General features: G+C 63.4%; 14 protein-coding genes. 3 read left to right on the top strand and 11 right to left on the bottom strand.

Annotated elements, in window-relative coordinates; genetic code table 11:
* Nucleotides 1-169 (bottom strand): ATP-binding cassette domain-containing protein (locus tag BG57_RS31815; protein WP_152562701.1); only part of this gene is annotated, 169 nt, incomplete at its 3' end.
* 269 nt (nt 170-438) lie between these two features.
* Between BG57_RS31815 and BG57_RS25525 the strand changes: the two genes are divergently transcribed.
* Complete coding sequence (locus tag BG57_RS25525) at nt 439-1,371, top strand: LysR substrate-binding domain-containing protein (protein WP_035969423.1); 933 nt, start codon at nt 439-441, stop codon at nt 1,369-1,371.
* 12 nt (nt 1,372-1,383) lie between these two features.
* Here BG57_RS25525 and BG57_RS25530 read toward each other — a convergent pair whose 3' ends face one another.
* Nucleotides 1,384-2,742, bottom strand: a complete 1,359-nt coding sequence (locus BG57_RS25530) for an 8-oxoguanine deaminase (protein WP_035969424.1) — start codon at nt 2,740-2,742, stop codon at nt 1,384-1,386.
* Between the two features lie 450 nt (nt 2,743-3,192).
* On the opposite strand from BG57_RS25530, the gene uraH reads away from it, so the two are divergent.
* The gene (gene uraH, locus BG57_RS25535; protein ID WP_035969426.1) at nt 3,193-3,546 is read left to right on the top strand and encodes a hydroxyisourate hydrolase; all 354 of its coding nucleotides are present in this window, start codon (nt 3,193-3,195) and stop codon (nt 3,544-3,546) included.
* A 66-nt stretch (nt 3,547-3,612) separates the two neighbouring features.
* On the top strand, nt 3,613-4,806 hold the full coding sequence (locus tag BG57_RS25540) for a urate hydroxylase PuuD (protein WP_035969429.1): 1,194 nt from the start codon (nt 3,613-3,615) through the stop codon (nt 4,804-4,806).
* Between the two features lie 44 nt (nt 4,807-4,850).
* Here BG57_RS25540 and ltaE read toward each other — a convergent pair whose 3' ends face one another.
* The 9 genes from ltaE to ldcA all read right to left on the bottom strand — a co-directional run bounded on the left by ltaE (nt 4,851) and on the right by ldcA (nt 13,648).
* Nucleotides 4,851-5,858, bottom strand: a complete 1,008-nt coding sequence (gene ltaE / locus BG57_RS25545; protein WP_035969515.1) for a low-specificity L-threonine aldolase — start codon at nt 5,856-5,858, stop codon at nt 4,851-4,853.
* Between the two features lie 135 nt (nt 5,859-5,993).
* Nucleotides 5,994-6,494, bottom strand: a complete 501-nt coding sequence (locus BG57_RS25550; RefSeq protein WP_035969431.1) for an ureidoglycolate lyase — start codon at nt 6,492-6,494, stop codon at nt 5,994-5,996.
* On the bottom strand, nt 6,491-7,501 hold the full coding sequence (gene alc, locus BG57_RS25555) for an allantoicase (RefSeq protein WP_035969433.1): 1,011 nt from the start codon (nt 7,499-7,501) through the stop codon (nt 6,491-6,493). Before alc ends, BG57_RS25550 begins: the two co-directional genes overlap by 4 nt.
* Nucleotides 7,502-7,534: 33 nt before the next feature.
* Entirely contained in the window at nt 7,535-8,056 is a 522-nt protein-coding gene (uraD, locus tag BG57_RS25560; RefSeq protein WP_035969435.1) for a 2-oxo-4-hydroxy-4-carboxy-5-ureidoimidazoline decarboxylase, read from the bottom strand.
* Entirely contained in the window at nt 8,053-9,012 is a 960-nt protein-coding gene (puuE, locus tag BG57_RS25565) for an allantoinase PuuE (RefSeq protein ID WP_035969437.1), read from the bottom strand. The genes uraD and puuE overlap by 4 nt, the downstream gene beginning before the upstream one ends.
* 99 nt (nt 9,013-9,111) lie before the next feature.
* Complete coding sequence (locus BG57_RS25570; RefSeq protein ID WP_035969439.1) at nt 9,112-9,846, bottom strand: aspartate/glutamate racemase family protein; 735 nt, start codon at nt 9,844-9,846, stop codon at nt 9,112-9,114.
* Nucleotides 9,847-9,870: 24 nt separating this feature from the next.
* The gene (locus tag BG57_RS25575; RefSeq protein WP_035969440.1) at nt 9,871-11,379 is read right to left on the bottom strand and encodes an NCS1 family nucleobase:cation symporter-1; all 1,509 of its coding nucleotides are present in this window, start codon (nt 11,377-11,379) and stop codon (nt 9,871-9,873) included.
* 317 nt (nt 11,380-11,696) lie between these two features.
* Nucleotides 11,697-12,431, bottom strand: a complete 735-nt coding sequence (locus BG57_RS25580; protein ID WP_035969442.1) for a GntR family transcriptional regulator — start codon at nt 12,429-12,431, stop codon at nt 11,697-11,699.
* A 296-nt stretch (nt 12,432-12,727) separates the two neighbouring features.
* Entirely contained in the window at nt 12,728-13,648 is a 921-nt protein-coding gene (gene ldcA / locus BG57_RS25585) for a muramoyltetrapeptide carboxypeptidase (RefSeq protein ID WP_035969444.1), read from the bottom strand.
* Nucleotides 13,649-13,650 lie beyond the last annotated feature (2 nt).

Consider the following 13,650-nt stretch of genomic DNA (forward strand, 5'->3'; position numbering starts at 1 on the left):
TCATCAGCGTGGATTTGCCCGCGCCGTTCTCGCCGAGCACGGCGTGGATCTCGCCCGGCATGACGACGAGGTTCACGCCGTCGTTCGCCCGCACGGACGGATACTGCTTGCTGATGCCGGACAACGCCAGGCGCGGTGGCGTCATCGACTTCGAAATGGCGTCGCCCATTGAGTTCAGAGAGTGCGCCCGGCCACCGAGCAGGCCGGACTGGAAAAATTACCGCGACAGCGAACGACCCCTGGGAACGTCGCGCAGTTTCATGCCGCGGGCAGAATTTACAGAATTCGAGACACGAAGTCGATCACTCAAAATACACGCGGCTCCCCGCCCAGCCCATCATCGCGGGTTAGTCACACCTTGACGCCATGTTTCTGTCATATTAAAAAACATATGGTGCACCCCTGCATCGATCAGCCAGAACATATAGTGGAGATAACATGAGTCAGCAACGCGAGGCGATCGATACGTACTTATTGCGCGTCTTGCATACCTTGCTGATGGAGCGCAGCGTCACCCGCGCGGCCGTCAAGCTCAACCAGTCACAACCCGCCATCAGCGCCGCGCTGCGAAGGCTGCGCGACATCACCGGCGACCCGCTTCTCGTGCGCGGCAAGTCCGGCATGGTGCCGACCGAATACGGCCTGCGCCTCCTGGAACCGACTCAAAACGCCTTGCGCGAAATCGAGCGCATCAAGGTTCAGCAACATAACTTCGATCCGTCGACGTCCGTGCGCTGCTATCGCATCGGCTGCCCGGACTATCTGAACGTGCTGTTCGTGCCGACCGTCGTCGAACGCTTCCGCCTGGCCGCGCCGAACGCGACGCTCGAGTTCCATTCGCTCGGGCCGGCTTTCGACTACGAACTCGCGCTGGAAGACGGCAAGCTCGATATCGTCGTCGGCAACTGGCCCGAGCCGCCCGAGCAACTGCATCTGTCGAATCTGTTCGTCGACAAGATCGTGTGTCTCGTCAGCAACACGCATCCGTTCGCCAAGCGCGGCGGTCTCACGCTCGATCAATACCTCAACGCGCCGCATCTCGCACCGACGCCCTACTCCGTCGGACAACGCGGAGCAATCGACGTGCATCTGGCGCGCGAGCGGCTCAAGCGCCATGTCGTCGTCACGCTGCCGTACTTCAATCTCGCGCCTTACGTGCTCATCAAGTCGGACCTCGTGTTTACGACCACGCGCCTCTTCGCCGATCACTACGCGAAGTTCCTGCCGCTCGCGGTCGTGCCCGCGCCGCTCGACTTTCCTCCGATGCAGTACTACCAGTTGTGGCACGAGCGCTGCCATTATTCGGATGAAGTCCGCTGGCTGCGCGGCCTCGTCGCGGAAGCCACGCGGTCGCTGATCGATCAGCCCTGACGGTGCAGCGCGTTATCGCGCGCGGTCCGCGAGATCGCGCGCGAGCGTGTTATGCCGCTCGACGACCGCGCGCAAGTCCACCGTCGCGAGCCGCCCTTCCTTCACGACCACTTTTCCATCGATGACGCTCGTCGCGACCTGCGACGGCGCGCAGAACACGAGCGCCGCGACCGGATCGTGCAACGCGCCCGCAAACGCCGGCTGTGACAGATCGAACGATACGAAGTCCGCCGCCATGCCGGGCGCCAGCGCGCCGATGTCGTCGCGGTTGAGCACTTTAGCGCCGCCCAGCGTCGCGATTTCGAGGGCTTCGCGCGCCGTCATCGCGCCGGGGCCGAAGCCGACGCGCTGCAACAGCAGCGCCTGACGCACTTCGCCGACCATCTGCGCGCCATCGTTCGACGCGGAACCGTCCACGCCGAGGCCGACCGGCACGCCGGCGTCGCGCATCGCACGGATCGGCGCAATGCCGGACGCGAGCCGCATGTTCGAGCACGGACAATGCGCGACGCCCGTCCCCGTGCGCGCGAAAAGCTCGATGCCCGGCTTGTCGAGCTGGACGCAGTGCGCGTGCCATACGTCGTGACCGACCCAGCCGAGGTCTTCCGCGTATTCGGCGGGCGTCATGCCGAACTTCTCGCGGCTGTATGCGACATCGTTTACGTTTTCCGCCAGATGCGTGTGCAGCGACACGCCGTATTCACGCGCGAGCGCCGCGCTGTCGCGCATCAGTTCGCGGCTGACCGAAAACGGCGAGCACGGCGCGACGACCACGCGCAGCATCGCGTAGCGGCCTTCGTCGTGATACGTCTCGATCAGGCGTTGCGAGTCCTTCAGAATCGCGTCTTCTTTCTCGACGACCGAATCCGGCGGCAACCCGCCATTCTTCTGTCCGACGCTCATGCTGCCGCGCGCCGCATGAAAGCGCATGCCGATGTCGCGCGCGGCCGCGATGCTGTCGTCGAGCCGGCTGCCGTTCGGATAGATGTAAAGATGATCGCTGGATGTCGTGCAGCCCGAGAGCAGCAGTTCGGCCATCGCGGTCGTCGTCGATACGTGGATCATCTCGGGCGTCAGATGCGCCCAGACCTTGTAGAGATTCGTGAGCCAGCCGAACAGCTCGGCGTTTTGCGCGGCGGGAATCGCACGCGTGAGGCTTTGATACATGTGGTGATGCGTGTTGACGAGGCCCGGCACGACGAGATGGCCGCGCATGTCGAGCACCTCGTCGGCCGTGTCAGGCAGTTCGCTCGTCGGTCCGGCGGCGACGATGCGGTTGTCTTCGATATAAAGCCCGCCATCGGCGATTTCGCGGCGATTCGCGTCCATCGTGACGAGCATGTGAGCGTTCTTGACCAGCAGTGTGTGCATCGATGATTCTCCGTCGACGGTTCGATCAATGAGTAAAGGACCAGATATCCCGCAAAAAATCCCGGTTACCCAGCGTCGATCGCCGTCTTCGGGACGCGCATTGCTGCGTGCTTTGGCACTGTCCGCAGCCAAAAACATCGCCGCAATCAGGCAGGTGTCATAGTCGTCTTCAGTCCTGCGATATGGGCGCGATTTTTGGCGAAGGTAGCATCGCCTGACGAGCGCCGCGTGTGCCGTCATGCGAAAACATGCGCCCGGCATTATCTTTCCTATCGCGGGCGCACGGCGCATCTCAAATTTCTACAATGCTGTACACGGCGCGCATCTGACAACGCCGACGGGTATGTAGCCACTGACGTGGAGCCTCGATCCGCCGCCGCCGCACGCTTTCCTGGTGCGGATCTGGATCGATGCGCGAGCCGGACATCGCACAACACAAGGAACATGCGAATGGGCAAGCTCACCACCCACGTCCTCGACACCGCGCACGGCCGCCCCGGCGCGAACATCAAAGTCGAGCTGTTCGCGCTCACCGGCGACACCCGCCGCGCGATCAAGACCACCCTCACCAACGACGACGGCCGCTGCGATTCCCCGCTGCTCGAAGGCGCGGAACTCGAAACGGGCGAATACGAACTCGTCTTCCATGCAGGCGATTATTTCGCGGCGTTCGGCGTGACAGTGCCCGAGCCGCGCTTCGTCGATCGCGTGGTGCTGCGCTTCGGTATCGCCGATGCGGCGGCGCACTACCACGTGCCGCTGCTCGTCTCGCCGTGGGCGTACAGCACCTATCGCGGCAGTTGATGACCGGCGAAACACACGGCATGGAACAGCACGCGTGCATATAACGAATCGGTAGTGGAGGAGTTCATGGAAGGCTTTATCACCGACTGGCTCAATCTGGCCTTGCGCTGTCTGCACGTGATCGTGGCGATCGCGTGGATCGGCGAGTCGTTTTACTTCGTCGCACTCGACAACAGCCTTAAACCGCCGCAGGACCCGAACGCGCGCCGGCGCGGCGTGTTCGGCGACTTCTGGCACGTCCACGGCGGCGGGTTCTATCACATGCAGAAGTATTCGGTCGCGCCGCAGGACATGCCCGAAAACCTGCACTGGTCGTTCTGGCCGTCATACACCACGTGGATGTCGGGATTCGGTCTCTTCCTCGTGCTGTATCTGCTGTCGCCAGGCACGTATCTCATCGACAAGAACGTGCTCGACATGGGACCGGTGGTCGCCGTGGCGTCCGCGATCGGCTTTCTGCTGGCGGGCTGGATCGTGTATGACTCGCTGTGCCGTCTGCTGGGCACGAAGGACAAGTTGCTGGGCATTTGCGTCGGCATCTATGTGCTGATCGCGGCTTTCGTCGCATGTCACGTGTTTTCGGGCCGTGCGGCGTATCTGATCACGGGCGCAATGCTCGCGACGATCATGTCGGCCAACGTGTTCTTCGTGATCATTCCGGGGCAGCGCAAGATGGTCGCGTCGATGCTGAAGGGTGAAACGCCGAACGCGATCTACGGCAAGCGCGGCAAGCAGCGCTCGGTCCACAACACGTACTTCACGCTGCCGGTCGTCTTCGCGATGCTGTCGAACCACTACGCGATGACCTACACGCACAAGTACAACTGGGTGATCCTCGTGCTCATCATGCTGGCGGGCGCGCTGATCCGCCAGTTCTTCGTGATGCGGCATCGCGGGCAAGTGCTGTGGTACATGCCCGTGGCGGGTCTCGTGCTGGTGCTCGGCGCCTTTGCCTGGACGATGCCCGCGCCCACCGTGCCGGTCGCGCAAGCCGCTGGCGCCCCGACGATCAAGGTCTCCGACATTCAGCCGATCATCCAGCAACGCTGCGCGACGTGTCACTCCGCGCATCCGTCGATGATGGGCAGCGCGCCCGCCGGCGTCGTGCTGGATACGCCCGCCGAGATCAGGCAGAACGCGCAGCGCGTGCATCAGCAGGCCGTGACGCTGAAGGCGATGCCGCTTGGCAACGTCACGCAGATGACCGATGCCGAGCGGCAGAAGATCGCCGCGTGGTTCAACGGAGGCGCGGTGCAGTAGGCGTCGCGTCAGAAAAGCAAATGGCCCGCTCGGGCCATTTGTCTTTAGCGGGCCGCGAAGTAACCCTTCACCGCGTCGATGACCGTATCGATATCCTCGCGCGACACATCCCGGTGCGTGACGAACCGCGACGCATACAACATCTGCGTGAGAATGCCGCGCTCTTTGAGCCACGCTTCGAGCCGCTCGCAATGCGCTTGCGGAATCTGCGCGAACACCATGTTCGTCGCCTGCGACTGAATGACGATGCCGTCGATTTGCGCGAGCCCCGCCGCAAGACGCGCGGCGTTGTCGTGATCCTGCGCGAGCCCCGCGACGTGATGATCCAGCGCATAAAGACATGCCGCCGCGAGCAAGCCCGCCTGCCGCATTCCGCCGCCGAGCACCTTGCGCCAGCGCGACGCGACGTCGATCAGCGCCTCCGGACCCACGAGCACCGAACCGACCGGCGCACCGAGCCCCTTAGAGAAACAGATGGAAACCGTATCGAACGGCGCGCACAGTTCGCTCACCGGACGGTCGGAGGCCACCGCCGCATTGAACACGCGAGCGCCATCGAGATGCATCGACAGTCCGCGATCGCGGCCGAGCTTCGCCGCCGCTTCCACATACGAAGCCGGCAGCACTTTTCCGCCGATGGTGTTCTCCAGCGCGAGCAGCTTGGTGCGCGCGAAGTGATTGTCGATCGGCTTGATCGCCGCCGCGATCTTCTCGAGCGGGAGCGATCCATCGGGCGCGTTTTCGAGCGGCTGAGGCTGGATGCTGCCGAGCACCGCCGCGCCGCCGCCCTCGTACTTGTACGTATGCGCCGCCTGGCCGACGATGTACTCGTCGCCGCGCGCGCAATGCGCCATCAGCGCGGCGAGATTGCTTTGCGTGCCGCTGGGGAAGAACAGGCCCGCTTCCTTGCCGGTACGCCCGGCGAGCGTCGACTGAAGCTCGATGACGGTCGGATCGTCGCCCCACACGTCGTCGCCGACCCGGGCGGCGGACATGGCCGCGAGCATCGCCTGGCTCGGGCGGGTGACGGTATCGCTGCGCAGGTCGATCATGCGTTCGGGCATCGTGGGCATGTAGGAATCGCTCGTCGGGAAGGAGTCGTCTATGGTAGCCGTTTCGGACATCGCAAACAAAAAGACCGGCGTTTCGCGCGCCGGTCTTTCAGGTCAACTTCAATGCCGATGACGCTATCTCAGCGCCTCGTCCGTCAGCCACACCGATTCGCTCAAATCCTGCTCGTTCAGATTGCGTCCTTCCCCGCTGCGATCGACAACGATGAAATCGCTGACCTTGTCCAGCGCGAGCAACGGATGATGCCAGACGCCCTTCGCGTAGTTCACGCCCTGCCAGCCGCGCGTGACGAAGGCGCGGATCTTCGATTCGTCGAGATCGCCTGCAGGCGCGACGACGACGAGATACGGCCGGTCGTCGAGCGGCACGAACGCCTGGCTGCCGAGCGGATGACGCTCCAGCATCTTCACTTCGAACGGCAACGTGCGCGGCTGCCCGCGAAACAGATTGACGATTGCGCGGCCGCCTTCGTCGGTCACGTCGACGTTGCAGAGGTCGTGAAAGCGAACCGTGGTGCCGAGGTTGATCGGAATCTGCTTCGCGCCTTCCAGTTCGATGACATCGCCGAAAGGCTCGAACGCAGCGCGCGTCAGCGGTTCGATGGCGAGCTTCTTCATGCGAGCGTTCCGAAAAGACGCAGCCGCGACACGCCGCCGTCCGGGTAGATGTTGAAGCGCACGTGCGTCACCGGGCCGAGCGCGGCGAGTTCGGATTCGAAGAAATGCTGCTTGTCCATCTGCAATTTCTGTTCGCCGAGCAGGACCGGCCAGAACATCGCCTGCGTAACCAGTGAGCTGTCCGTGCCGCCTGTGACGTACGCGGCCTGCAGCGAACACCGGTCGGGGAAATTGCCCTTGAAGTGCGCGGTGTCCACTTCGACTTTCTTGATGATGCCCGGCTGCGCCAGCGCGACGATGCACCAGTCGTTGCCCGGTTCACGACGGCGGCGGGTCTCCCAGCCATCGCCCATGTTGACGCCGCGGCCCGGCATCAGAAGCGTCGAGGCGAGCCCGAAGTGCTGGTTGTTCGCGCCCACCATGTACGCGCCGTTTTCCATCGCGGCGAGGTCGAACAGCTCGTTGCGATCCGCGTTGCGCCAGTCGAGTTGCGGCTGGCCGTACACACGCAGACGCGCGATGCCGCCATCCGGATAGATATTCACGCGCAAGTGTGTGAACGGCTGCTCGGTGCTGACGTCGAGATAGTGGTGGCTATTGCCTTGCAGCGTCGTCGACGGCACGACTTCGCTCCATTGCGTCGACTGGTTCGGCGCGCCGTCGGCGACATGCGCGCCTTCGATCGACGCGGCCGGCGGGAAGTTGCCGGTGAAGTGGCTCGTATCCAGATCGATGCCCTTGATGACGCCCGGCCGCGCCAGCTTGACGATGCACCAGTCGTAGCCCGTCGTGCGCTTGCGGCGCGTTTCCCAGCCGTCCATCCACTTGCCGTGATCGTCGTACTTGCCGGGGATGAACACGGCCGGCTCGGGGTTCAGCATGCGTTCTTTCGGCGCGAAGAAATCGTCGCTCGCCTCAAGCGCCTGCGCGCCGAGACGCGGGTCCGCGAGGTTCACATAGCGGCGCGTGAAGTCGGGCGCGTTGGGATCGAGTGTCGGAATTGCCATTGTCTTCGTCCTTGGAATTTACGGGTGAATGGATCAGGCCGCGATGAGGTCGTCCAACCTGAAGCGGGCGATCCGGTGAATCTGATCGAGGCTCGTGCGAAGCTCTTCGGCGCGGTCGTGATTCACCCGCTCTTCGAAGTTCGCGATGATGCCGTGACGGTCGTAGCCGCGCACAGCGAGGATGAACGGGAAGCCGAACTTCTGCCGATACGCCGCGTTCAGCGACTGCAGCTTGTCGAACTCTTCCTGCGTGCAGAGGTTCAGGCCCGCGCCGCTTTGCTCGCGCGTCGATTCGGCCGTCAGTTCGCCGCGCACCGCCGCCTTGCCCGCCAGTTCCGGGTGCGCGTTGATGAGTGCAAGCTGCTTCTCGTCGCCGGCCGTTTCGACCGCCTTCGACATTGCCGCGTGCAGCGCGTCGATGCTCTCGAACGGCCGCTGCTGCGCCGCGATCTCCGCGACCCACGGCGAGTGTTCGAAGATGCCCGCGAGCACGGTCACGAACGCATCGGCGGGCATGGCGTTGAGCTGGTCGAGTGTGGTTTGCATCGCTTTCATGCCGCCGTCCCGTGGTTGGTTTCGCTGTTCCCCTGATACGGATGATGCTCGCGCCAGTGCCGCGCGATATCGACACGCCGCGTCACCCACACGCGATCGTGCTGCTCGATGTGATCCAGAAACTTCTGCAGTCCGCGGAAGCGCCCCGGACGCCCGAGCAGCCGGCAATGCATGCCGATGGAAAGCATCTTCGGCGTGTCCTCGCCTTCTTCGTAGAGGACGTCGAACGCATCGCGCAGATACGTGAAGAAGTGATCGCCCGTGTTGAAGCCCTGCGGCGTGGCGAAGCGCATGTCGTTGGTATCGAGCGTGTACGGAACGATGAGTTGCGGCGTGGTCTTGCCGCCCGTCACTTCGACGTCCATCCAGAACGGGAGGTCGTCGCCGTAGTAGTCGGAGTCGTATAGAAAGCCGCCATGCTCCGCCACCAGCCGATGCGTGTTCGGGCTGTCGCGCCCGGTGTACCAGCCGAGCGGACGCACGCCGGTGACGCGCTCGATCGCTTCCATGCCGAGCCGCATGTGTTCCGCTTCGCGCTCGGGCGACATGTCCTGGTAGTGGATCCATCGATACCCGTGACACGCGATTTCATGCCCCAGTTCGACGAACGCCTTCGCCAGTTCCGGATGCCGCTCGATCGCCATGCCGACGCCGAACACCGTCAGCGGCAAACCGCGCTTCTCGAACTCGCGCAGAATGCGCCAGACGCCGGCGCGCGATCCGTACTCGTAGATCGATTCCATGCTCATGTGACGCGACGGATACGACGCCGCGCCCACGATCTCCGACAAGAATTGCTCCGAGCCGGGATCGCCGTGCAGCACGCAGTTTTCGCCGCCTTCTTCGTAATTGAGCACGAATTGCACGGCGACGCGCGCGCGTCCCGGCCAGTTCGCCTGCACGGGGTGGCGACCGTAGCCGATCAGATCGCGCGGATAGTTCGGATCAAGAGACATGGCTGGATCAGGAAGCTGGGCGTTGAAGAACGGATTGTCGACGATTCAGTGTAGCGAAAAGGCCCGCACGCGCCCATACAGCGGCGCAGATAGTGGCAATCAGCGCGGACTGAAATCGGCGAGCACGCCGTCGTAGCGTTTTGCGAGCGGACGGGCGTAATCGCCGCGCTTTGCCGTATGCAGCTTGAGCGCGGCCAGCGCCTCCGCCCACTTGACCGCCGCCGTCACGCCTTCGACGACCGGTGCGCCGATCGCAGCCTCGACTTCGCGGCAGAACTCGGCCATCCCCGCGCAGCCGAGCACGATCGCGTCCGAGCCGTCTTCGTCGAGCGCGCGCCGACATTCGTCGATGATGGTCGCCCGCGCCGCCGATCCCGGCTCGTCGAGCTCCAGCACGGCGACGTTCGTCGCACGCACGTTCTTGCAGAAGCGCGACATGCCATAGCGCTCGGCCAGATGCCAGGCCATGCCGCAGGTGCGCCGCAGCGTCGTCACGACCGAGAACCCGGGCGCGATGACGCTCGCCGCGTGCATCGCCGCTTCCGCGATGCCGATTACCGGGCCGCGCGCCAGCTCGCGCGCCGCATACAACGCCGGGTCGCCGAAGCACGCGATCACGTAGGCATCGACGCCCTGCCGCTCGCCCGCTTCCACTTCTGCGAGCAGACCGAGCGAGGCGAGCGCCTCGTCGTAATAGCCTTCGATGGACGGCGGGCCCATTGTCGGACTGACGGCGATGATTTCCGTGCCGGGCGCGGCGACTTCCCGGGCGCAGCGGGCCATCGAATCGGTCATGCGCTGCGTCGTGTTCGGGTTGATGAGTTTGATGCGCATTGCTGTCTCCTTGCTCTCTTCGTCTTACGCTGCGCGCTTGCGGTCCGCCAGCACCCAGTAAAACACCGCACCCAGACCCGCGCCGATGAACCACGAGAAGTTCGCGGCGCCTTCCAGCGACGGCAGCATCACGCAAAGAATCGCGATGACGGCGGCCGGCAGGAGCGCCATCACCGCGCGGCGATTCACGCCCTTCGTGTACCAGTACCGGCCGCTTTCGGAGGTCGTATAGAGATCGTCCACCGCCAGCTTGCCGCGCTTGAACAGATAGAAGTCGACGATCAGCACGCCGTACAACGGCCCGATGAAGCTGCCCAGAATGTCGAGCGTGTAGTGAATCACGGCCGGATTGTTGAACAGATTCCACGGCGTGATGAAAATCGACGCGGTCGCGGCCAGCATGCCGCCCATGCGCCAGCTGATGAGACGCGGTGCGACGTTCGAGAAATCGAAAGCCGGCGACACGAAGTTGGCCACGATATTGATGCCGATGGTCGCGATGGTGAACGTCAGCGCGCCGAGAATCACCGCCGTCGGGTGATCGATGCGGCCCACGGTTTCGACCGGATCGGTAATCAGTTGTCCGAACACCGGCAAGGTTGCAGCGGTCGTGATGACGGTCACGAGCGAGAACGCCAGGAAGTTGACCGGCAGGCCCCAGAAGTTGCCCCGCTTCACGCTGCGAAAGCTCTTGCAATAGCGCGAGAAGTCGCCGAAGTTCAGCATCGGCCCGGAGAAATAGGACACGACGAGCGAGATGGCGGTGATCATCACCGGCACGACTTCCATGCCGTGATACTTCACGCCGCCGAGATTCAAGCCGATATTGCCGATGCCCGCGCGCCACACCATATAGCCAGCAAGAATGAACATCACGACATAGACGGCGGGACCGGCGAAGTCGATGAACTTCTTGATCATCTCCATGCCGCGCCAGAACACCACGGCCTGCAGTACCCACAGCAGCATGAAGCCGGCCCAGCCGAGCGCCGACAGCCCGACGAAGCCGAAGCGATGCACATCGGCATATGGCATGAGCGAAGGCACGAACTTCAGCACGACGATGACGAGCGCACTCGACGCCAGATACGTCTGAATGCCATACCACGCGACCGCGATCAATCCGCGAATCACAGCGGGAATGTTGGCGCCGAGCACGCCGAAGGTCGCGCGGCACGCGACCGGATACGGCACGCCCGCCACCTGGCTCGGCTTCGCGATCAGATTGCACAGCACGTTCACGAGCCCGATGCCGATCAGAAGCGACACGAGCACTTGCCAGCTCGTGAGACCCAGCGCGAAGAGACTGCCCGCGAACACATAGCCGCCGACGCTGTGCACGTCCGACATCCAGAACGCGAAGATGTTGTATGCACCCCAGGTCTGGTTCTTCAGGGGCGCGAGGTCTTCGTTATAGAGGCGATCGCTGTAGCCGGCGGGCATGCCGGTTTCATGCGCGGGGGATTGTCCGTCGTACTGGTTCTCGTACGGCGGCAGCGCGGAACTGCCGGGCGTTGCACTGAACTGAGCCATGACATCTCCTTGGATGGGCGGCTTGCGGAATGAAAAGCGGCAAAAGCTCGGACGACATGCGTCTATCGGATACCTTCTGCGGTCCGGGCAAGCGCCCGGACCACGCGCGGCATTCTTCGGATTTGCTCAGGTCTCACGGCGTCGTGCCAAGAGCGAACGGGACTCGTGCCCGTTCGCCCGCCGATGGACGTTTTCATTGCACGCTCAGGCGAGCGTTTCGTTCAGTGCTGCGCATGCTGCGTGTGCCGCGCATGCGTCTCTCCACGCGCTCTGCTTGCGAGCGCGGCCTCCGGTGAGTTATGTCTTGCTACAACGCGTCACGCGCCGAACGCTTTCTCGCGTTCGCCGGCACGTGCGAATACTTCCTTCAGATCGACGGCGCCGCGCGCGGGCCGCTCGAGCATCTTCAGTTCGACATCGCGCAGATGCTGCGCCATCAATGCGGCCGCTTTGGCGGCGTCGCCGGCATCGAGTGCGGCGAGAATCGCTTCGTGGTCCTCGAAGGAACACGAACTCCTGCCGAGCGATTCGTACAGCGCCGAAATCAGCGTCGAGCGCGCGACCAGTCCGGCGAGGCAATCGCATAGCACCGTGTTGCCGGTGAGCGCCGCGAGTTCCGTATGGAAGTCGCCTGACAGCCGAATCCACGCGGAAAAGTCGTGGTTCTCGAATGCGCGCCGTTCGCGCCCGATCGTCGCGCTGATCGATTTGAGCCGGCGCGTGCCGTGCCCCTTCCCGATCCGTTCGACGACTGCCAGTTCGATGATGCGGCGCATTTCGAACACTTCATGCACTTCCTGCAAAGACGGACTTGCGACGAACGCGCCGCGATTCGGTTCGAGGTCGACGAGCCGTTCGTTCGCCAGTTGCGCGAGCGCCTGACGGACCGGACCACGCTTCACATCGAACACTTCGCACAACTGCGCTTCCGTCAGCTTCGCACCGGGCGCGAGGCGATGCTCGAGGATCGCGGCGCGGATGCTCTCGGCGATCGACTCGGCATTGCCACCGGCTAAAGCATTCGATGCAGCACTCGGTTTAGTGTCGGACATGATGTGCTCGCTTGCATGTTAAGCATCTTAGAATCGACATAAAGATTGTCAACAATTCAATTTGATTTTTGAGTGCGGGATGTTGTTTGGGGCAGCACGATCTCGCTTCAACGCCTTTATCGACGGCCTTCCCGCTGGATTCCATAAACCTTTGTCAGCATTGCCGGCACTTTTTTGTCGACAATAATTTTGCCGCCTCGACGGTCGTGCTGTCCGTGGCGATTGAATAAAAAGACCGTTAGTTGCACGATGACGATCAAAGAAAGGCGCTCACGCAGAGCGCCTCGTGCAAACCGTCAAACCAGATGGGGATAGTCGCTCATCGTCAGCTTGAAGCCGCGCTCAGTCGACACGAGATGCGCCGTCGCACCGAAGGGTAGCGTCAGCAGGTTCTCGACATGTCCGAATTGCAAACCGGTCACGAACGGCACGCCGGTGACCGCCCTCACCTGCTCGATCATCGCCTCCAGTGTGTAGCCGTTGTCGTACTCCGAAAGCCGGCCGCCTGAGAATTCACCCATCACGACTGCCTGTTGCCGTCCGAGCACGCCCGCCTGATGAAGCTGATAGATCATCCGTTCGATGCGAAACGGATGCTCGTTCACATCCTCGATGAAGAGAATGCCGCCATCGACAGGCGGCAGGTACGGCGTGCCAACCAGCGCCGCGAGCATCGCGAGATTGCCGCCCCATAACATGCCGGTCACGTCGACGGACTGGCGCTGCGGCGTGTGGCTCGTCACGGTGAAATTCGGACGCGAGATCGCGTGCCAGAAGTTGTGCATGGTGAACGTGCTGACGTTCTCCGCGCCGAAATCGCCGGCGAACATCGGGCCGCCAAAGCTTTTCACGGCGGCCCGGGCGTACAGGGCGCACTGGATCGCCGTGAAATCGCTGTGACCGACGAGCGCGACGGGCTGATCGGCGAGCCGTCGCAGACCGTCGTAATCGAGGCCGTGCAGGATGCGCGATGCGCCGTATCCGCCGCGCACGGCGAGGACGATATCCGGCAGCCGCCGCGACGGGTCCGCGAGGCGGTTCAGATCGGCAGCGCGTTCGCTGTCGGTGCCGCCGAAGCGCTGGAAGCGCCGGCGCGTCGCTTCGACGTTCTCCACGCGATGCCCCTGCGCCCGCAATCGCCCGATGCCCCGCTCCACGGCTGCCGGATCCTGCGGATAACCAGAAGGCGCGACGAGATCGATGGTGCGTGATTTCACGG

It is taken from the genome of Caballeronia grimmiae, assembly GCF_000698555.1.
In the GTDB taxonomy this organism is placed as follows: Bacteria; Pseudomonadota; Gammaproteobacteria; order Burkholderiales; family Burkholderiaceae; genus Caballeronia; species Caballeronia grimmiae.